General features: G+C 73.3%; 19 protein-coding genes. 10 read left to right on the plus strand and 9 right to left on the minus strand.

Features of this window, described 5'->3' with window-relative positions:
- Positions 1-2: 2 nt before the first annotated feature.
- Genes CKY47_RS22835 through CKY47_RS22845 form a run of 3 tightly spaced genes read left to right on the plus strand, consistent with a single transcriptional unit; the run spans position 3 to position 2,914 of the window.
- A complete protein-coding gene (locus tag CKY47_RS22835; protein ID WP_306748022.1) occupies positions 3-983 on the plus strand; it encodes a thiamine pyrophosphate-dependent dehydrogenase E1 component subunit alpha in 981 nt (326 codons plus the stop codon).
- Positions 983-1,951, plus strand: a complete 969-nt coding sequence (locus CKY47_RS22840; RefSeq protein WP_306748023.1) for an alpha-ketoacid dehydrogenase subunit beta — start codon at positions 983-985, stop codon at positions 1,949-1,951. The genes CKY47_RS22835 and CKY47_RS22840 overlap by 1 nt, the downstream gene beginning before the upstream one ends.
- A 21-nt stretch (positions 1,952-1,972) precedes the next feature.
- The gene (locus CKY47_RS22845; RefSeq protein WP_306748024.1) at positions 1,973-2,914 is read left to right on the plus strand and encodes a LipP1 family hormone-sensitive lipase; all 942 of its coding nucleotides are present in this window, start codon (positions 1,973-1,975) and stop codon (positions 2,912-2,914) included.
- Here the strand turns inward: CKY47_RS22845 and CKY47_RS22850 are convergent.
- From CKY47_RS22850 to CKY47_RS22875, 6 genes are all read right to left on the minus strand, one after another.
- Entirely contained in the window at positions 2,905-4,692 is a 1,788-nt protein-coding gene (locus tag CKY47_RS22850) for an ABC transporter ATP-binding protein (protein ID WP_306748025.1), read from the minus strand. The genes CKY47_RS22845 and CKY47_RS22850 overlap by 10 nt on opposite strands.
- A complete protein-coding gene (locus tag CKY47_RS22855) occupies positions 4,689-6,599 on the minus strand; it encodes an ABC transporter ATP-binding protein (RefSeq protein ID WP_306748026.1) in 1,911 nt (636 codons plus the stop codon). The genes CKY47_RS22850 and CKY47_RS22855 overlap by 4 nt, the downstream gene beginning before the upstream one ends.
- 243 nt (positions 6,600-6,842) lie before the next feature.
- The gene (locus tag CKY47_RS22860) at positions 6,843-7,514 is read right to left on the minus strand and encodes an enoyl-CoA hydratase-related protein (protein WP_306748027.1); all 672 of its coding nucleotides are present in this window, start codon (positions 7,512-7,514) and stop codon (positions 6,843-6,845) included.
- Positions 7,515-7,910: 396 nt separating this feature from the next.
- Complete coding sequence (locus tag CKY47_RS22865) at positions 7,911-8,117, minus strand: EF-hand domain-containing protein (RefSeq protein ID WP_306748028.1); 207 nt, start codon at positions 8,115-8,117, stop codon at positions 7,911-7,913.
- A gap of 83 nt (positions 8,118-8,200) precedes the next feature.
- Positions 8,201-9,703 (minus strand): amino acid adenylation domain-containing protein, encoded by a 1,503-nt coding sequence (locus tag CKY47_RS22870; RefSeq protein ID WP_306748029.1) that lies wholly within the window; start codon positions 9,701-9,703, stop codon positions 8,201-8,203.
- Positions 9,700-10,824 carry an acyl-CoA dehydrogenase family protein gene (locus CKY47_RS22875; protein WP_306748030.1) on the minus strand — a complete coding sequence of 375 codons (1,125 nt, stop codon included), beginning with the start codon at positions 10,822-10,824 and terminating at the stop codon, positions 9,700-9,702. Before CKY47_RS22875 ends, CKY47_RS22870 begins: the two co-directional genes overlap by 4 nt.
- Positions 10,825-11,015: 191 nt before the next feature.
- On the opposite strand from CKY47_RS22875, the gene CKY47_RS22880 reads away from it, so the two are divergent.
- From CKY47_RS22880 to CKY47_RS22905, 6 genes are read left to right on the plus strand one after another with little or no spacing between them, the layout of a single operon-like run.
- Positions 11,016-11,282, plus strand: a complete 267-nt coding sequence (locus CKY47_RS22880) for a phosphopantetheine-binding protein (protein ID WP_306748031.1) — start codon at positions 11,016-11,018, stop codon at positions 11,280-11,282.
- Positions 11,283-11,294: 12 nt separating this feature from the next.
- Positions 11,295-12,641 (plus strand): NAD(P)/FAD-dependent oxidoreductase, encoded by a 1,347-nt coding sequence (locus CKY47_RS22885; protein ID WP_306748032.1) that lies wholly within the window; start codon positions 11,295-11,297, stop codon positions 12,639-12,641.
- Positions 12,642-12,654: 13 nt separating this feature from the next.
- Positions 12,655-14,022 carry a TrpB-like pyridoxal phosphate-dependent enzyme gene (locus tag CKY47_RS22890; RefSeq protein WP_306748033.1) on the plus strand — a complete coding sequence of 456 codons (1,368 nt, stop codon included), beginning with the start codon at positions 12,655-12,657 and terminating at the stop codon, positions 14,020-14,022.
- 10 nt (positions 14,023-14,032) lie between these two features.
- Complete coding sequence (locus CKY47_RS22895) at positions 14,033-14,977, plus strand: amidohydrolase family protein (RefSeq protein ID WP_306748034.1); 945 nt, start codon at positions 14,033-14,035, stop codon at positions 14,975-14,977.
- Between the two features lies 1 nt (position 14,978).
- Entirely contained in the window at positions 14,979-15,449 is a 471-nt protein-coding gene (locus tag CKY47_RS22900) for a MaoC/PaaZ C-terminal domain-containing protein (RefSeq protein WP_306748035.1), read from the plus strand.
- Positions 15,446-15,907, plus strand: a complete 462-nt coding sequence (locus CKY47_RS22905; protein ID WP_306748036.1) for an aminoacyl-tRNA deacylase — start codon at positions 15,446-15,448, stop codon at positions 15,905-15,907. The genes CKY47_RS22900 and CKY47_RS22905 overlap by 4 nt, the downstream gene beginning before the upstream one ends.
- Here CKY47_RS22905 and CKY47_RS22910 read toward each other — a convergent pair.
- The 3 genes from CKY47_RS22910 to CKY47_RS22920 all read right to left on the minus strand — a co-directional run bounded on the left by CKY47_RS22910 (position 15,885) and on the right by CKY47_RS22920 (position 18,397).
- Positions 15,885-16,805: a DMT family transporter gene (locus tag CKY47_RS22910; protein ID WP_306748037.1), complete on the minus strand. Its 921-nt coding sequence runs from the start codon at positions 16,803-16,805 to the stop codon at positions 15,885-15,887. The genes CKY47_RS22905 and CKY47_RS22910 overlap by 23 nt on opposite strands.
- Before the next feature lie 3 nt (positions 16,806-16,808).
- Positions 16,809-17,459, minus strand: coding sequence for a response regulator transcription factor (locus CKY47_RS22915; protein ID WP_306748038.1), 651 nt, complete (start codon positions 17,457-17,459; stop codon positions 16,809-16,811).
- Between the two features lie 587 nt (positions 17,460-18,046).
- Positions 18,047-18,397, minus strand: a complete 351-nt coding sequence (locus CKY47_RS22920; RefSeq protein WP_306748039.1) for an STAS domain-containing protein — start codon at positions 18,395-18,397, stop codon at positions 18,047-18,049.
- Between the two features lie 229 nt (positions 18,398-18,626).
- Between CKY47_RS22920 and CKY47_RS22925 the strand changes: the two genes are divergently transcribed.
- A complete protein-coding gene (locus tag CKY47_RS22925; protein ID WP_306748040.1) occupies positions 18,627-20,147 on the plus strand; it encodes a cellulose binding domain-containing protein in 1,521 nt (506 codons plus the stop codon).
- Positions 20,148-20,150: the final 3 nt, after the last annotated feature.

Here is a 20,150-nt window from a genome sequence, read left to right on the forward strand (position 1 = left end):
TGATGGCACACGCGCCGGACACCGACGTCGGCCTGTACCGGACGGTGCGGCTGATCCGCCTGTTCGAGGAACGGGCGGTCGAACTCGTCCGCTCCGGGGACGTCGTCGGCGGTATCCACCCGTACACCGGGCAGGAGGCGATCGCCGCCGGGGTGTGCGCGGCGCTGCGCGTCGACGACGTGATCACCAGCACCCACCGGGGGCACGGGCACGTGCTCGCCAAGGGCGCCGACCCCGCCCGGGTGCTCGCCGAGCTGGCCGGCCGCGCCACCGGGCTCAACCGGGGCCGGGGCGGGTCGATGCACGCCGCGGACTTCGGGCTGGGCATCCTCGGCGCGAACGCGATCGTCGGCGCGAACGGCGCGATCACCGCGGGCGCGGCCTGGGCCGCCCGGCAGGAGGGCGGTGACCGGGTCGCGGTGAGCTTCTTCGGCGACGGCGCGGTCAACCAGGGCGTGCTGCTGGAAGCCATGAACCTCGCGGCCCTGTGGCGGCTGCCGGTGCTGTTCGTCTGCGAGAACAACGGGTACGCGACGACGCTGACCGTCGCGGACGCGGTCGCGGGCACGATCACCGGGCGCGGCGAGGCGTTCGGCATCCCGTCGGTGACGGTGGACGGCATGGACCCGCGCACGGTGCTCGACGCGGCGCGCCAGGCGGTGGACCGGGCCCGCGCGGGCGGCGGGCCGTCGCTGGTCGAGTGCCTGACCTACCGGTTCGACGCGCACCACACCTGGGAGCACCGGGCCCGGGTCCGCTACCGGGACGACGACGAGGTCCGGACCGGGCGGGAGAGGGACCCGGTGGTGGTCCAGGGCGCGCGGCTGACCGGCGAGGAGCGGGAGCGGGTCGACGCCGAGGTGCGGGCCACCCTGGACGCGGCGGTCGCGTTCGCGCTCGACAGCCCGCACCCCGATCCGGCGGGCGCGCTCGACCACCTGTACGCCACCGGGATGCGCGCTCGCCCGGGCGGTGGTGGCTGATGCCGTGGCTGTCGTACCGGAAGGCGCTCAACCGGGCGCTCGGCGACGAACTGGCCCGCGACCCGGCGGTGTTCGTGCTGGGAGAGGACGTCCGGGTGGCGGTCTCCAACGTCACCGCCGGCCTCTTCACGCGGTTCGGGCCGGACCGGGTGCTGGACACGCCCCTGTCGGAGCAGGCGTTCACCGGGTTCGCCACCGGCGCCGCGCTGAGCGGGCGGCGACCGGTGATCGAGTTCCAGATCCCGGCGCTGCTGTACCTCGCGTTCGAGCAGATCGTCGACCAGGCGCACAAGTTCTCGCTGATGACCGGTGGCCAGGCCCGGGTGCCGGTGACCTACCTGGTGCCCGGCTCGGGGTCGAAGACCGGCTGGGCCGGGCAGCACTCGGACCACCCGTACGCCCTGTTCGCCCACGCCGGCGTGAAGACGGTGGTGCCGGCGACGCCCGAGGACGCCTACGGCCTGCTGACCTCCGCGATCCGGGACGACGACCCGGTCGTGGTGTTCGCCCCGGCGGCGGCGCTGGAGGTCCGGGCCGACCTCGACCACGACGGGCTGGCCCCGGTGCCGCTCGGCGTCGGCCGGGTCCACCGGGAGGGCGAGGACGTCACGGTCGTGGCGGTGGGGCACCTCGTGCACGACGCGCTCGCGGTCGCCGAGGAGCTGGCCGGCGACGTCTCGGTCGAGGTGTTCGACCCGCGCACGGTGTACCCGTTCGACTGGGACGGGCTGGCCGGCTCGGTGGCCAGGACCGGCCGCCTGGTGGTGGCCGACGACTCCAACCGCACCTGCGGCATCGCGGCCGAGGTCCTCGCGACGGCGGCCGAGCGGTTCGACCTGGTGGCCCCGCCGGTCAGGGTGACCAGGCCCGACGGCACCGTGGTGCCGTTCGCGCCGGCGCTCGACCGGGCCGTGCAACCCGACCGCGTCCGGCTGGCGGCCGCGATCCGGAAGGCGTTCGAGCACTGACGACCAGGACACGGAGGGCACATGCCACTCGACCCGACCCTGCGGGCGATGCGCGACCACGCGGTCGCCGCGGGGGTCCGGCCGCTCTACGAGCTCTCGATCGAGGAGGCGCGGGCGGCCGACCTCGCGGCGATCCGCGCGACGGCGGGCGCGGGCGAGCCGGTGCGCCACGTCACCGACCGCCACGTCCCCGGACCGGGGGGCGACCTGCCGATCCGGGTCTACCGCCCGGTCGACACGGCCGAGCCCCTGCCCACCGCGGTCTACTTCTTCGGTGGCGGCTGGGCGCTCGGCAGCATCGACACCTCCGACGAGATCTGCCGCGCCCTGGCCAACGCGGTGCCCTGCCAGGTGATCACCGTCGGCTACCGCCTGGCGCCCGAGCACCGGTTCCCGGCCGCCGTGGACGACTGCCGCGCGGCCGTCGGCTGGATCGCCGCGAACGCCGCCGAGCTCGGCGTCGACCCCGACCGCCTCGCCGTGGCGGGGGACAGCGCGGGCGGCAACCTCGCAGCCGCCGTCACCCTCGACCGCGCCGGGCCCGACCTGGCCGCCCAGGTGCTGGTCTACCCCAACACCGACCACCGCGGCGACACCGGCTCCATGCGCGAGAACGACGACCCCGCGGCCTTCAACCGCCGCTCCGTCGCCTGGTACTGGGGCCACTACCTGGCGAGGCCGGAGGACGGCCTCGACCCGTCGGCCTCACCGCTGCTCGCCGAGGACCTGACCGGTCTGCCCCCCGCGCTGGTGATCACCGCGGAGCACGACCCGCTGCGCGACGAGGGGGAGTGGTACGCCGAACGCCTGCGCGAGGCCGGCGTGCCCGTGGTCGCGACGCGCTACGCCGGGATGGCGCACGGCTTCTTCGCCATGTCGGGCGTCGTGGACGCGGCCGGCGAGGCCCGGGCCGAGGTCGCCGCGTTCCTGCGCGGACACTTCGAGCGCCGCGTTCACGCGTAGGCCGCCGCCTGCATCGCGTACAGCTCGGCGTACAGGCCGCCGGCGGCCATCAGCTCGTCGTGCGAACCGCGTTCCCGCACGCGCCCGCCGTCCACCACCACGATCAGGTCGGCCATGCGCACCGTGGAGAACCGGTGCGAGACGAGCACGGTGATCGCGCCGGTGCGCCGGCCGACCTCCCGCGCGCCGGCCGCGTACCGCTCGAACAAGCGGTGCTCCGCCTGCGCGTCGAGCGCCGAGGTGGGTTCGTCGAGGACGAGCAGCAGGGGCTCGGTGCGCATCATGGCCCGACCGAGCGCGAGCTTCTGCCACTGCCCGCCGGACAGCTCCGCGCCGTCGGCGTAGGACTTGCCGAGCTGGGTCTCCAGGCCGCCCTCCAGGCGGTCGAGGACGTCCTCGGCGCGGGCGCGGCGCAGCGCGTCGCGCACCGCCCCGGGCGATTCCACGTCGGCCAGCTCGCCCACCCCGACGCTCTCGCGGGCGAGCAGCTCGAAGCGGGCGAAGTCCTGGAACCCGGCGGCGACGCGGCCGCGCCAGCCGTCCACGGGGAAGCGCGCCAAGTCCGTGCCGTCGACCTCGATCACGCCGGTGGTGGCCGGGTAGAAGCGGCACAGCAGCTTGACCAGGGTCGTCTTGCCCGCCCCGTTCTCGCCCACGAACGCGACCGTGCCGCCCGCGGGCAGGGTCAGGTCGACGTCGGAGATCACCGGCCGGTCGGTGCCCGGGTAGGCGAAGGAGACGCCGCGCAGCTCGATGCCGTCCCGGACGCGCTCGGGCACGTCCCGGTCGGGCGGTGGGGGCGCCTGGCTCGCCAGCAGGGCGCGGGTCCAGCGCATGTTCGCCATCACCCGCCCGGTGCGCTGCATCTCCTGCAACGCGGTCACCGCGGACGTCACCTGCTGGTTCACCTGGGACGCCAGGGTCAGCACGAGCAGCACGTCGCCGACGCTGCGGCTGCCCGCCACGGCCTCGCGCAGCACCAGCAGCGTGCCCAGCACGTACGCCACGGCGAAGAACAGCTGACCGGCGGCGCGCAGCAGCACGGCCCGGCGCTCGCCGCGCCACAGCTCCTCCGACGCGTCGTCCCAGGCGCGTCGCTGCCGGGACCGCATCTCCGACTCCAGCCCGCTGACGCGCAGCTCCTTCGCCGACACCGGGTTCGCCACGAGCCCGAACAGGTGCCTGGCGTGCCGGGACGGCGGCGCGGACCGCTCGCGCGCGGCGTTCACGATCGACTCCGCCCGCCGCCCGAGCAGCAGCGGCGGCACGGCGGCCAGCGGCAGGAGCAGCAGCAGCGGGTTGAGCCGGGCCAGCAGGACCGCGGTGATCGAGATCGCCACCAGCAGGCCCAGGCTGTTCAGCAGGGCCTCCATCGAACCCCACGCGGCCCGGTGCAGCTCCTGGCGCAGCACCTGGAGCTTGTCGGCGTACTCCGGCCGCTCGTGGTGCTCCAACCCGGCCGAGCCGTTGGTCATCTCGATCAGCTCGCGCTCCAGGCGCGGCACGGCGCGGTCGCCCAGCTCGAAGTAGAAGATGTGGGCGAAGTGGCCGGCGGTCAGCGCGGCGATCACCGCGACCACGACGAGCACCGCCGCGGTGGTCGCGCCCCGCACGTCCCCCGCCAGCGCCGAGTCGGTCAGCGCGGCCAGCGCGGGCGCGGCCAGCGGCATCGCCGAGGCCTGGGCGACCATGAGCACGACCGAGAGCACCAGCCGGTACCGGCTCTCCCGCCAGGCGATGGCGAACAGCTCCCAACCGCCGCGGACGACCTCGATCACCGGTTGACCTCCCGTGTCCCGTCCGGCACGTCGTCGGCCTCGACGTCCAGGCCGCGTGCGAACCGTTCCGCCTGCAACGCGAACAGCCGGGCGTAACGGCCGTCCGCCGCGACCAGCTCGTCGTGCGAGCCGCGCTCGACCACGCGTCCGCCGTCCAGCACCACGATGTGGTCGGCCCGCCGGACGCTGGAGAACCGGTGCGAGATGAGCAGCGACGTGACCCCGCGCGTCAGCTCCACGAACCGGTCGAAGAACGCGACCTCGGCGCGGACGTCCAGCGCCGCGGTCGGCTCGTCCAGCACCAGGACCGTGGCGCCCGCCTCCAGGGCGTAGAGCGCGCGGGCGATGGCGATGCGCTGCCACTGGCCGCCGGACAGGTCCGTGCCGCCGGGATAGGCGCGCGACAGCGGCGTGTCCAGGCCGCAGGGCAGGGCGAGCAGCGCTTCGGCGATCCCGGCCCGTTCGGCGACGCGCAGCACCACCGCCCGGTCGACCGGCACGTGCGGCGCGCCCAGCGCGATGTTCTCCGCCGCGGTCAGCTCGTAGCGCACGAAGTCCTGGAAGATCACGCCGATCCGGCGGCGCCACAGCACCGGGTCGAACTCCGCGATGTCGACGCCGTCGGCCCGCACGGCGCCCGAGGTCGGTTCGTACAGCCGCCCGAGCAGCTTCACCAGCGTGGTCTTGCCCGCGCCGTTGACGCCGACGACCGCGGTGCAGAGCCCGGCGGGCAGTTCCAGGTCGACGCCGTCGAGCACACCCCGGTCGGAGCCGGGGTAGTGGAAGCCGACGCGGTCGAAGGCGAGGGCGGTGGACGGCGTGCCCGCGGGCACCTCGGCCCGCCCCGGCGGGGGTTGCTCCCCGTCCAGCTCGCCCAGCCGGTCGCGCAACCGCCGCAGGGCGGTCAGGGCCAGCATCGCGTACTGGGTGCTGGTGTCCGCCTCGGGGTAGTAGCCGCCCAGCGAGATCGCCAGGACGATCGCCTGCACCCCCAGCGCCAGCGCGGTCAGGCTCACCCGGCCGGTCGCGGCGAGCTGGGCGGCGTGCACCGTCGAGCCACCCGCCAGCAGCAGGCCCAGCGCCGTCAGCACCAGGTACGGGGCCAGGTAGACGCGCCGCCGCGCCCGTTCGTAGGGGTCCCGCACGGCCTCCCAGGCGGCCACGTAGCGATCGGCCAGCCACCCGCTCAGGCCGAAGACGCGGATCTCCTTCGCCGCCGCGTCGGTCATCGTGACCCCGTGCAGGTAGGCGACCTCGCGCTGCTTGCCCACGACCTCGCGCCACACCCGCGAGTACTTCCGCAGGCCGCCGCGCTGGCCGTAGCGGAACGCGAGCACCGCCGCGCCCACCGCCAGCGCCGCCGGCCAGCCGACCGTCGAGCCGATGACCACCACGAGGACCAGCAGGCGCGTGTAGCGCGCGACCAGGCCCACCATGCCGACGCACGCCTGACCGGGCGTGCCCCACTCGCGGTCGAAGGCGCGCACGGCCTCGCTCAACTCGTCGAGCGTGCGCTGGTCCTCCAGCGGTCCGATGCCGACCGGGCGCAGCATCAGCGCCATCGCCTCGTCCCGCAGCGCGCTGTCCACCCGGCGCCGCATCCGCTGCCCCACCGCGTTGTTCACCGGGGTGAGGAGTTGGGTGAGCAGGAACACGGCGGCGGCGAGCAGGAAGACCGCGGTCAACCGGTCCCAGGCCGCGCTGCCGACACCGCCGGCGACCGCGGCGGGCACCTCGCCGATCAGGACGCTCGTCGCGACCACGAAGGCGACCGGCGACAGGCCGAGGACGATGTTGAGCACGGCCAGGAAGACGACCAGGCCGACGCCGCCGGACGGCATCAGCCGGATGATCCGCAACCGGGGCCGCACGGCCTCGTCCACCCAGTGCGACCACGTGGCGCGCACTCCCGACCCCGCCGCGGGCATTCCGGTCGTCAATGGCGCTCCCGAATCGACGGAAAGGGCATCGTCGTGCTTTCGCCGTGAAACCCGGAATGGGCGGCGGCAATCCACGCACGGACCTGGCGCCGGTGGCGCGCTTGGGGTTCGACGAATCAAAGCACACCGGCGAGAGCCGCATCAAGAAAGTCGTTGCGCGACCCCGCACGATTAAGTTGCGCAACTCCACCGGGTCCGGCCTCCCTGCCGTCAACCGAGCGGCGTGTCCTCGTCCCGCAGCGCTTCCAGGGCCCGCGCGTACATGCGGGACTTGATGGTGCCCAACGTGGGGCCGGCCTTGCCGACGTGGGTCCGCGCGATCTCGATCGCGGCCGTGCGCACGGCGTCCTCGTCCACGGCGTGGTCGACGATGCCGGCGTCGAGGGAGTCGTGACCGCCGTAGCGTCGGGCGGTGGTCATGGCCTCGTGCGCGGTGCGCGGGCTCAGCCGGGCCTGGATCAACGCGGACATGCCCGGCGTGAAGGGGATGTCGATCTCGGCTTCGGGCAGGCACCAGAAGCCGCGGTCGGCGCGCATCACGCGGAAGTCGTGGGCGAGCGAGAGCATCGCCCCGGCGGCGAAGGTGTGCCCCTGGAGCGCGGCCACCGTGATCACCGGCAGCGACAGCACCCGCGCGAAGAGGCCGTGCACGGACACGACGTACCCGAGGTACTGCTCGCCGTTGGCCATCAGCCAGTCGAGGTCCAGGCCGTTGGAGAAGAACTTGCCGGTGGCGGTGGTGACCAGGGCGCGCGGTCCCGCGGCCTGCTCCACCTCGTCCAGCGCGGCGCCGGCCGAGGCGATCCAGTCGGGGTGGAAGCGGTTCTCGGTGCCCCCGAGGTCGAGGACGAACACGTCGTCCTGGCGGTCGAGCGTCGGCATGGCGGCTCCTCTGTCGTGCCGGGCACGGGCGAGCGGCCCGTGGGCGTTACTTGCCGGTAACTCATGACGTGCCCCCCGGGACGTGCAACCGGGGCTCGAACAGGACGCCGAGGCCGGGCACGGCGGTTCGCGGCGACCGTTCAGCGCCGGGACCGTTGTGGCGAACGGCCCCCGTCGGGTGTCGCCGGTCGCGGGAGCGGAGGGGGAACGGGCCGGCGCGTCCGGTGGCTCGGCCCGCTGGAGGCGTCGACCACGGCGACGCGCAACCCGACGGCCCGGTCGGGGATTCCGGCTCCGCGGTGGACCCGGCGAACCCGTCGAGGTCGACGTGGCCGTCGGCCGCCTCGAAGCTCTGCCGCGACGCCGATTCCCGCTTCTCCACGAGCACCTCGGTCGTCACCCGCCCCGAGGTGTGGGCCTCGCGGAACTCGGCCGGCTGACCACGCCGTCGCCGTCCACGTCGAGGATCGCGAAGACCCGGTCGATGTCGTCGTGCAGAACCTGTTCCGGCGTGGCGGTCACCTCGTCCGTCGCCGATCCGAACGGTGGAGAACCGCAGCCTGATGACGGATCGCCGGGACGCGGCAGCAGGAACGGGTCCACCTCGTCACCCGATGAGGTCGTCTTCCGGGTCCTGACGACCACGAGTAGCGTTCACCGCGGAAGGCCGGTGTCGGGTGCGGCGGTCATCCCGGTCGGCACGACGGGTCGGCGGTCAGCGCCCTGCGGTCGACCTTGCCGTTCGGGGTGCGCGGCAGGCCCGCCAGGACGTGCACCCGGTCCACGATCATGGTGCGGGGCAGCAGTGCCGCGCAGTGCCGCTTGGCGTCCAGCAGGCCGAACGCGCCGCCGTCGGCGGGCACCACGTACGCGGTCAGCTTCGCGTCCATCCCGCTCCCCACGACGGCCACCGCGACCTCGCTGACCGCCGGGTGGGACTGGAGGGCGGCCTCCACGTCGCCCAGCTCGACCCGGTTCCCGCGGATCTTCACCATGTTGTCCCGGCGGCCCAGGTAGTGGAAGTCCCCGTCGCGCAGCACGACGCGGTCCCCGGTGCGGTAAGGGCCGCGGTGGGGTTCGGCGCCGTGGTAGCCCAGCATGACGGTCGGGCCGTCGACCACCAGCTCGCCCTCTTCCCCCGGTGCCGCCGGGGTGCCGTCGTCGCGGACGGCCCACACCCGGTCGCCCGAGCAGGCCCGGCCGATCGGGACCGGGTGGGTGCGGTCGGCCGGGACGTCGGTCACCTCGTGGAACGTGCACACGTTCGTCTCGGTCGGTCCGTACAGGTTGAGCAGGCGGACGCGGGGGAAGGCCGCGCGCAGCGCGCGCAGGTGGTCGACGGGGTACGGCTCGCCGGCGAACAGCACGGCGCGCAGGTCCGGCAGGTCGGCGGTGAGCAGTCCGCCGTCGCGCGCCATGAGGATCAGCACCGACGGCACGGAGTACCAGACGGTGATGCGCCGCGCCGAGAGGAGTTCGACCAGCAGGCGCGGCGCGTACGCGGCCTCCTGCGGCACGAGGTGGACGGACGCGCCCGCCAGGAACGCGACGTACAGGTCCAGCACCGAGAGGTCGAAGTGCAGCGGGGCGTGGTTGGCGAACCGGTCCGCCGTTCCGGCGTCCAGCTCGGTCGCCGCCCACTCCACGAACGCCATCGCGTTGCGGTGCGAGATGCGGACGCCCTTGGGGACGCCGGTCGAGCCGGACGTGTAGAGGACGTACGCCAGGTCGTCCGGTGACACCCGCACCGGCGGCAACGGCTCCGCCGGCTCGCCGCCGAGCGTCACGCACAGCGTGGTGAACCCGCCGCCCGCCGCCCCGCCGCCCGTCACCCCACCGCCGGGTGTGTCGCCGCGCAGCACCTGCGCGCCCTCCGGCGTGGTGACCACCACCCTGGGCGCGCAGTCGCCGAGCACCCGCACCACCCGGTCCACCGGGCTCAACGGGTCGACCGGCACGTAGGCGGCGCCGAGCCGCAGCACCGCCTGAGTCGCGACCACCGCGGTGGTCGACTTGGGCAGCCACAGGGCGACCCGGTCGCCCGCCACGACGCCCAGCGCGGAGAGCCGGTGGCCGAGCAGGTCCGCCTCGGCGTCCAGCTCGGCGTAGGTCAGCTCCCCGTCGGCCGCCGAGACGGCGACGGCGGTGCTCGACGCGTGCTCCCGGACGAGGTCGTGCAGCAGTCTCACAGCCCCAGCTCCTTGGCCATCTGCTCCAGCTGCATCTCCGAGGTGCCGGAGAACGTGGTCGACGCCATCGCGTCCAGCAGGTCGTGGGCCACCCCGGACCCGAGCCGCGTGCCGGTCCCGCCGAGGACGCGCATCGCGAACGCCGCCGTGTCCACTGCCGCCTCGCTGACCGCGAGCTTCGCGCCGGCCACCTCCAGCGCGGCCCGCTCGCCCCGGTCCAGCAGCCAGCACGCCCGCCACAGCAGCAGACGGGCCGCCTCCACCCGGCTGTGCAGCCGCGCGATGGCGTGCGACACGGCCTGGTTCTTCCCGATCGCCCTGCCGAACTGGCGGCGTTCCCGGGCGTGCGCGACGCAGCGCTCCAGCAACCTCCCCGCCTGCCCCAGGTAGGCGGCGAAGAGGCAGGTCCGCTCCCACCGCATGGACGACTGGAAGATCGCGGCGCCCTGCCCGGGCACGCCCAGCACGTGGTGCGCGGGGACCCGGCACCCCTCCAGCCGCACCTCGCCGACCGGGCAGGTGGCCAGCACCGACTTCTCGAACGGCTCCACCACCAGGCCGGGCGTGTCCCGCTCCACGACGAACCCGGTTACGCCCAGGTGCCCGAACTCCGGGGATGTGGAGGCGTAGACGACGAACACGTCGGCCTCGGGGGCGTTGCTGACGAAGGTCTTCACGCCGTCGAGGACGTAGTGGTCGCCGTCCGCGCGGGCGGTCGCGCGCAGCGCCGTGACGTCCGACCCCGCGTCCCGCTCGGTGATCGCGTTGGCGCCGACCCACTCGCCGGACGCCAGCAGCGGCAGCACCCGCTCGCGGACCCGGCCGTCGCCGTGCTCGGCGATGGGCATGGCGCACGCGAACAGGTGCGCCAGCGACGCGAACACCAGCCCCATGTCCGGGCAGCCCAGCCCGAAGGCCTCCACGGCCCGGGCGGTGTCGAGGAACCCGCGCCCGGAGCCGCCGAGGTCGGCCGGCACGCTGTAGCCCAGCAGCCCGGCGTCGCCGCACCGCCGCCACCGCTCGCGGGTCAGCGCCGTCGGCCGCTCGTCCGGCCACGCGGCCGCCTGCGCGCGGACGCGGTCGAATTCGGCCTGCGCGGCCGGGTGCCATCCGAAGTCCACGCGACCGACACTAAGCAGTCCGCGCCCGGTTGTCCTCCGCTGGACGGGCGGCCCGGCACTGGCCGCACGGACAGGTCCGCCTCCGCCGAACGGCCGGCTGCCGCCCGCCACAACGACGGAAGACAGCGGGTTTCCACCGCTCATAGCATCCGGAGCACATCCGGTTGTGCTGCACGGATACGGAGATGTGCATGGAACACGCTGAGGTGCTCGGCACGCTGACGGAGTTCATCCGGGAGAAGGTGCTGGACTCCGCCGGGGTGGAGGTCCTCCCGGACACCCCCCTGCTGGAGTGGGGAATCCTGAACAGCCTGTCGACGACGGCTCTCGTCGTGTTCATCGGCGAGCGGCTCGGCGTCGACGTGCCCGCGGAACGCATGGTGGGAAGCAACTTCCGCGACCTGGACAGCATCACGCGACTGGTGCTGGAGCTGGAGAACGACGTCCGCAAAGTCTGAGCTGGGGGCACCGTGACAGACGTTGACTTCGACATCGGCATCATCGGCGGCGGTCCCGCCGGTTCCACGATCGCCTCCTACCTCGCCAGGGCGGGCATGTCCGTCGTGGTGCTGGAGGGCGAGCTGTTCCCCCGCCCGCACGTCGGGGAGTCGCTGATCCCGGCGACCACCCCGGTGCTGGCCGACATCGGGGCACTGGCCAAAGTGGACGAAGGGGGTTTCCCGCGCAAGTACGGCGCGGCGTGGACCTCCGCGACCAGCAACGACATCTCGGCACTCGGGTTCAAGCTCTCGCACGGGTTCAAGGCCGCCGAGGTCGAGTTCCGCGAGCGCGACCAGCGGGGCGTCGACCAGGACTACACCTACCACGTGGACCGCGGCCAGTTCGACCTGCTGCTGTTGCAGCACAGCGAGTCCCAGGGCGCCAAGGTCTACGAGGGCGTGCGCGTGCAGCGGGTGGAGCTGGAGGAGGACGTCAAGCGGATCGTGTTCACCATGGGCCGCACCGAGGTCGGCGTCCGGGTGCGCCTGGTGGTCGACGCCAGCGGCCGCAGCACCCTGCTGGGCCGCCAGCTCAAGCTCAAGGTGCCCGACCCGGTGTTCAACCAGTACGCCATCCACACCTGGTTCGACGGGCTGGACCGCTCGGCGCTGGCGGTGGACAAGAAGCAGGCGGACTTCATCTTCATCCACTTCCTGCCGATCACCGACACCTGGGTCTGGCAGATCCCCATCACCGACACCGTCACCAGCGTCGGCGTGGTGACCCAGAAGAAGCACTTCACCGCGGCGAAGCAGCAGTGGGGGGCGTTCTTCGAGGAGGCCGTGGAGACCAGGCCGGAGCTGGCCGAGGCGCTGCGCAAGGCCGAGCGGGTGCGGCCGTTCAAGCCCGAGGGCGACTACAGCTACGCCATGAAGCAGGTCTGCGGCGACGGCTGGCTGATGGTCGGCGACGCGGCTCGGTTCGTGGACCCGATCTTCTCCAGCGGTGTCAGCGTCGCCATGAACAGCGCCCGCATCGCCTCCTACGACATCCTCGAGGCGGCCGAGCACGGCGACTTCGCCAAGCCCTCGTTCGGCCGCTACGAGACCAAGCTGCGCCGGGCGGTGAGCAACTGGTACGAGTTCATCTCGATCTACTACCGCCTCAACATCCTCTTCACCGCCTTCGTCGCGGACCCCCGCTACCGGGTGGACGTGCTGCGGATGCTCCAGGGCGACGTGTGGGACGGCGAGGGCGAACCGGCCGCGCTGACCCGGATGCGGGAGATCACCCGCGAGGTCGAGGACAACCCGGACCACCTGTGGCACCCGCACCTGGGCACGCTGCGCGCGCCCAGCCAGGCACCGATGTTCTGAGGGGACCGACGACGTGAAGAAGTACCTGCTGTCCGAAGACGACATGCCCACCCAGTGGTACAACATCCTGCCGGACCTGCCCAAGCCGCTGCTGCCGCCGCTGCACCCGGTCACCCACGAGCCGATCACCGCGGCCGACCTCCAGCCGCTGCTGCCCGACGAGGTCATCGCGCAGGAGTTCAGCCCGCAGCGCTGGATCGACATCCCCGACGAGGTGCGGGACGTCTACCGGATCTGGCGGCCCTCGCCGCTGTACCGCGCGGACCGGCTGGAGAAGGCGCTGGACACCCCGGCGAAGATCTACTTCAAGTACGAGGCGGTGTCGCCCGCCGGGTCGCACAAGCCGAACACCGCGGTGCCTCAGGTGTTCTACAACGCCCGCCAGGGCGTGCGGCGGGTGACCACGGAGACCGGCGCGGGCCAGTGGGGGTCGGCGCTGTCGTTCGCGGGCAGCCTGTTCGGCGTCGAGGTCACCGTCTACATGGTGAAGGCGTCGTTCCAGCAGAAGCCGCACCGGCGCTCGCTGATGGAGACCTGGGGCGGCGAGGTGTTCGCCTCCCCCAGCACCCGCACGCAGGCGGGGCGCGACATCCTCGCGCGGGACCCCGGGTCTCCGGGCAGCCTGGGCATCGCGATCAGCGAGGCCGTGGAGGACGCGCTGGCCCACGACGACACGAAGTTCGCGCTCGGCTCGGCGATGAACCACGTGGTGCTGCACCAGACGGTGATCGGCCTGGAGGCCAAGCGCCAGCTGGAGATGGCGGGGGACTACCCGGACGTGGTGATCGGCTGCGTCGGCGGCGGGTCGAACTACTCCGGCCTGACGTTCCCGTTCCTGGCCGACACGCTGACCGGCGCCCGCAGCGGCACCCGGTTCGTCGCCGCGGAGCCCGCCGCGTGCCCGACCCTGACCAGGGGCCGGTACGCCTACGACTACCCGGACACCGCCGGCCTCGGCCCGTTGCTGCACATGAAGACGATGGGCCACGGCTTCATGCCGCCGCCGATCCACGCGGGCGGCCTGCGCTTCCACGGCGACGCGCCCACGCTGTGCCTGCTGCACGACGAGGGCCTCGTGGAAGCCGTCGCCTACAACCAGAACGAGGTCTTCACCGAGGCCGTGCGGTTCGCCCGCGCCGAGGGCTTCGTGATGGCGCCGGAGTCGTCGCACGCGCTGCGCGGCGCGGTCGCCGAGGCGCTGGCGGCCAAGGAGGCGGGGGAGGCGCGCACCATCCTGTTCGGGTTCTCCGGGCACGGCCACTTCGACATGGGCGCGTTCGACTCGTTCCTGGCCGGCCGGCTGGAGGACTACGAGGTGCCGCAGGACCAGGTGGACGCGTCGCTGGCGGAGCTGCCGAAGATCCCGGCCCGGACGGTCTGAGGCGTTCGACGTGGACTGGATCGACGTGCACCACCACGCGTACCACGGGCGGCTGGCCGACGCGTTGGCCGCCCGTGGTGTGACGCAGATGGCGCCGGGTGTGCCGGTGCCGCGCTGGGAACCCGCCGACACCCTCCGGGTGATGGCCGAGCACGACCTGGCCGCGGTCGTGCTGTCGGTGCTGGTGCCCGACGCGGCGCTGCTCCTGCCCGACGCGGCGGACCTGGTGCGGCGGACCAACGAGTGGACCGCGGAAGTGGTGCGCGGGAACCCGGACCGGTTCGGGCTGCTGGCCACCCTGCCGCTGCCCGACCCGGACGCCGCGCTGGCCGAGGTCGGGTACGCGTTCGACGTGCTGGGGGCGGACGGCGTGGTGCTGCCCGCCTCCCTCGCCGACGGCGCCCTCCTGGGCGACCCGGGCCTGGACCCGCTGCTGGCGGAGCTGGACCGGCGCGACGCGGTGGTGTTCGTGCACCCGAACCCGGGCTACCGGTGCTCCTGCACGGGCGCGCCGGACTTCGCCGCCGTCGTGCCGCCGCCGCTGGTCGACTTCGTCGCGGACACCACGCGGGCGGTGGCGAACCTGCTGTTCCGCGGTGCGCTGCGGCGCTTCCCCCGCATCCGGTTCGTCCTGGCGCACGGCGGCGGCACCATCCCGTTCCTGGTGGGGCGGCTGGAGCTGGCCCGCACCTGGGTGCTGCCCGGTCAGGACGGCTCGGTGGGGGAGGAGCTGGGCCGGCTGTACTACGAGACCGCGCAGTCGTCCACGGCCGCCGCGCTGGCGTGCGTGGACGCCGTCGCCGAGCCGGGGCACGTGCTGTTCGGCACGGACTTCCCGTTCATGACCGGCCCGGTGGTCGGGCGGACCCGGAGCGAGGTGACCGCGCACCGGCCGGACATCGGCGGGGCGGCGCTGGCGCTGTTCCCGCGCCTGCGCGCCGCGGCGAGGAGGTGACGTGCGGTACTTCGAGGACTTCCACGTCGGCGACGTGCACGAACTGGGCAGTTGCCGGATCTCCGAAGCCGACGTCCGGTCGTTCGCACAGCGGTACGACCCGCAACCCCTCCACCTCGGCCTGTCGGGTGAACCGGTAATCGCGAGCGGCTGGCAGGTGGCCGCCGCGTTCATGCGGCTGTACGTCGACGCGGTGATCAGCGGATCGGCGGCCGAGGTGTCGCCGGGCATCGACGAGCTGCGCTGGCTGCGGCCGGTGAGGCCCGGCGACCTGCTGGTCGGGCGGATGACCGTGCTGGGCACGACCCCGTCGCTGACGCGCGCGGACTGCGGCATCGTGCGCCAGCGCGGCGAGTTGACCGGCGATTCCGGGCTGCCGGTGATGCGGTTCGTGTTCCACGGGTTGATGCGCAGGCGCGGGCACGCCCCGGCGCCGGCGGAACCCGTCCACTCCGATACGCTCGGATCATGAGCGGACGGACTCCCGCGCAGATCCTCGAAGCCGCCGGCGTGCCCTTCTCGTCCTTCACGCACGCGCCGATCCGGACCTACGAGGACATCGAGCGCGAGCTGGACCTGCCCGCCGAACGGCTGCTCAAGACGCTGGCGTTCCGCACCGGGGACCGGTTCGTGCTGGTGTCCCTGCCGATGCTGACCCCGGCCGGTTACGGCAAGATCGCGAAGGCGGCGGGCGTCTCGCGGTCGAAGCTGCGCCGCGCCGGCGAGGACGACCTGGCCGAACTCGGCATGGCACCCGGCGGCATCAGCCCGCTCACCGACGTCGCCGACCGCGCGGTGGTGTTCCACACCCCCGTGCCGGACATGGGCAAGGTCTACTGCGGCAGCGGCCGGGACGACGAGACCATCGAGGTCGACGCGGCGAGCCTCGTCGACCTGGTGCGGCCGGTCATCGCCGACGTGGCGAGCTGACCTCCCGCACCCGTGCGGGCCGCAGCCCGATCGCGAGCCCCACCAGCACCAGGCACGCGCCGACCAGGTCGGCCAACCGCGGCTGGCCGGTGCCCAGCACCACCGTGGACACCACCGCGCCCACCGGCAGGAACCCGGAGAACAGGCCGGCCCGGTCGGCGCCGAGCTTCGGCAGCGAGGTGTACCAGCACAGGAACGCGAACACCGTGACCACCACCGCCAGGTAGCCCAGCGCGAGCGCCTCGGAGGTCGTCGGCACCCGCACCAGGTGCGGCCCGTCCAGGACGAGCCCCACCACGACGAGCTGCGGCACGGCGATCGCCGCCGAGTACGCCGACACCCGGATCGCGCCGAGCCGGCCCAGCACCGGCAGCGCCAGCAGGGAGAACCCCGCCTCGCACGCCAGCGCCCCCAGCGCCAGCAGCAGCCCCAGCGGCGAACCGCCGCCGAACCCGCTGGTCACGACGACCCCGGCGACCACCACCACGGAGGCCGTCAGCACCCTGGGCGCGGGCTTGCGGCGTTCCATCACCGGCCCCAGCAGGGCCAGCACGATCGGCACGGCGGCCACCACGGTGCCCACGGTCGCGGGGTCCGCGAACCGGGTGCTCTCCACGATCAGCACGTTGAACGCGGTGAGCCCGGTCAGCGCGAGCGCCACGAGGAAGAACACCTCGCGCCGGGTGAGCCGCACCGGGCCCTTGCCGAACGCCTGCGCCACGGCGAACAGCAGCACCGCGCCGACCAGGTAGCGCACGGCCTGCCCGCCGTACACGGGGTAGTCGTGCAGCGCGGGGGAGACGCCGGTCAGCGTGCCCACGCAGAACATCGCGGTCGCGGCGCCCAGTGCGCCGCGCCGCACGTCGGTCGGGGTGGGCGAGGTTCCGGGGGTGGGCAAGGTTCAGGGCCTCCGGACGGTCTCGGACAGCTCGCCGACGTTGATCAGCCCCGTCTCGTAGGCGTAGGCGACGGCGCTGGCGCGGTTGGGCAGGCGCAGCTTGCGCAGCAGGTTCTGCACGTGGAACTTGACGGTGCTCTCGGTCAACGACAGGTTCCGCGCCATTTCGGAGTTGGTGCGGCCGTGCACCAGCAGGCGCAGCACGTCGGTCTCCCGACGGGTGATGCGCTCCACCGGCGGCTCGTCCCGCTCGGCGGAGCGCGGCGCGGGCCCGGCGTAGAACGCGTACCCCGCGGCCAGCATCCGGATGGCGCTGAGGAACTCGTCCGGACCGGAGCTCAACGGCAGGACGCCCACGCGCGGCGCGTCCGGCAGGGCGGTGTTGTCGTCCACCACCAGCACGTTCGCCGAGGGCCTGCCGTCCAGGAACCGGCGCGCGGCCACCGGCGCGCGCGGGACGTCCACCAGGCACCCGATCACCACCACGTCGGGCAGTTCCCGCGTGTGCCGGAAAAGGTCGTCGAACGTCTCGACCTGGTGGGTGACCACGATCCCCGGGGCCTCGTCGAGGATCTTCCGCATCCCGATCCGGAAAAGCGTTCTCCGCTCGGCCAGGACGACCCGCGTGGGATTGTCGACGAGCGCGTCGTTCATCACGGACTCAGCCCCCAATTCTGGTGTGTGCGCATGCGGTCGCCCGCGGGCGGCGCGCGCACAGGAAAGCCCCGGGCCGCCACCCGAACAGGTTCACCCCGCGGTCGCGCGCGACTCCGGCACCGTGCGACCGACCGGTGCGCGGTGGTCCGACGACCGGTCGCCGATCAGCGAGAACCGTGCTCCCGCACCGGTCCGGGGCGTGGCCGCCCCCGACCCGGCGTCACCGGACGCGTCCGGCTCACCGCGGGTGGTGCGGCAGGCGTCCTTCCGTCGATCATGCTCCCCCAGTTCCCCCGGGATTGTCCAGTGTGGACTGATTTCCCCAATGCCGGATCAATAGTTCACGTTTCGCACGGCAAACTCAACCCACCTGGAAAGATTGAGCCGAACGGTCGCGGCGAGTAGGCCGTCGGACCATGGCGCAAAGGTTTCCCGAACGGCCGCGTGAACCTTCTGACCTGCGTGTGCGTCCGGATGCGGCCTACTCGGTGCGGCACCGCGCGGCCGCATCACCGCGGTTGCGTCGAAGCGACGTGGAATAGTCGGGAAATCCACGTCGAGCCGGGTCGCCCGGCCGGCGCGGGTCAGCCCGCCCGGCGTTCCCCGACGTCGTCGGTCACCAGGTGGTCGTAGGTGCCGGTGCGCTGCAACAGGCGATCCAGCCACGGCGGCCGGTTGTCCAGGAACAGCGTGGTCGTGGCCTCGTCGGCGGCTCGGCGCGCGCCGAGCAGGACGCTCAGGCCGAACGAGTCGCAGAACGCCAGCCCCGCGCAGTCCACGTGCAGGCGTGCCGGGCGGCGGGTGGCGAGCAGGTCGACCACCGCGTCGCGCAGCAGTCCGCCGTTGTCGTAGGTGAGGTCGCCCGACGGCACCACGCAGGCGGTCGTGTCGTCGACGAGCACGGTGGTGCAGGTCAGGTACTCCGGTGCGACCACGCGCTCCGCCTCCTCGTTCGCCAGGTGATCCGGTCGTGACCGCTGATCTTCCCCCACGGCCGATCCGCGGTGCCGCGGTGTGCCGGGGACGCGCCGGCGGGGTACCGGGCGCGATCACCGGTTCACGGTGCGCGCACATGTGGCTACAGTGTTCTGGGAGCGCTCCCAGAGGAAGTGACCGCTCGACCGGGGCGCCCACTCGTCGATCAACGGAGACCTGGCGGTGCACATGCCCTTCCCCCACTCGAACCGGACCCGCGCGGGGCTGGCCGTCGCCGCCGTCGGCGCCGCGGTCGTCGCCACCCTCACCTCCCTGCCCGCACAGGCCGCCACCGGCTGCCGGGTCACCTACCAGGTGGGCAGCCAGTGGCAAGGCGGCTTCACCGCGAACGTCGGCATCACCAACCTCGGCGACCCCGTCACGAGCTGGCGGCTGACGTGGTCCTTCGCCGCGGGCCAGAGGATCACCCAGGCGTGGGGCGGCACCGCCACGCAGACCGGCGCGCAGGTCACGATGGGCAACGCGAGCTGGAACGGCGCCCTGGGCACCGGCGCGGGCACCGGCGTCGGCTTCAACGGTTCCTGGGACGGCTCGGCCAACCCGGTCCCCACCGACTTCGCGCTCAACGGCACCCGCTGCACGGGCACACCCACGACGAGCACGACCACCACGACCACCACGACCACCACGACCACCACCACCACCACGACCACCACCCCCCAGCAGCCCGGCGACGCGCTCGCCCGCGTGCACACCGCCGGCAGGGTCAAGGCGACCGCGAACGCCCTCCAGTACACCTGGCCGGGCGTCTACTTCGAGGGCCGCTTCCGCGGCACCGGGGTGGGGATCGTGCTCGACGACGCCCACAACGACTACGACGTCCAGGTCGACGGCGCCACCGCGGCGACCCTGGTCCGGCCCGGGCGCACGACGCACTGGGTCCGCGGCCTCGCCGACACCGAGCACCGGGTCCGCCTGGTCAAGCGCACCGAGAGCCCCTGGGTGGCCGGCGGGTTCGGCGGCTTCACCGCCGCGCCCGGCGGCGAGGTCCTGGACAAGCCCGCCGCGCGCACCCGGCAGGTCGAGTTCATCGGCGACTCGCTGACCGTCGGCTACGGCAACATGTCCACCACGCGCGACTGCTCGGCCAACGGCGGTGTCGACCGCAACACCAACGCCGACCTCGGCTTCGCCGCCCAAGCCGCCCGGAGCCTGGACGCCGACTACCAGGTCAACGCCCACTCGGGCCGCGGCATGGTCCGCAACTACAACGGCCAGGACCCCGGCACCGACTTCCGCACCCACTACGACCGGGTCCTCCAGCACGCCGCGGGCGACGTGTGGCAGAACCCGGGCACCTGGCGGCCGCAACTGGTCGTGGTGGGCCTGGGCGTCAACGACTTCTCCACCCCCCTCAACGCCGGTGAGCCCTGGACGCCCGACAGCCTGGTCAGCGCCTACAAGACCGCGTACCAGGGCTTCCTCGACACGCTGCGGGCCCGCTACGGCGCCGGGACGACCATCGTGGTCAGCGCCAACGCCTACTCCGGCAACGCGGCGTTCCCGCAGGCCGCCCAGGAGGTCGTGCTGGAGCGCAACCAGCGTGGCGACGCCGGGGTCCGCTACTGGTACTACGACGCCCCGGACCTCGACCGCCTCGGCTGCGACTGGCACTACTCGCTGCGCGACGACCGGATCATCGCCGGGCTGCTCACCGACTACGTCGCGGGTCTCGGCCTGGACTGGTGAGGG

The sequence above is a fragment of the Saccharothrix longispora genome, from assembly GCF_030852425.1.
Classification (GTDB): Bacteria; Actinomycetota; Actinomycetes; order Mycobacteriales; family Pseudonocardiaceae; genus Actinosynnema; species Actinosynnema longispora.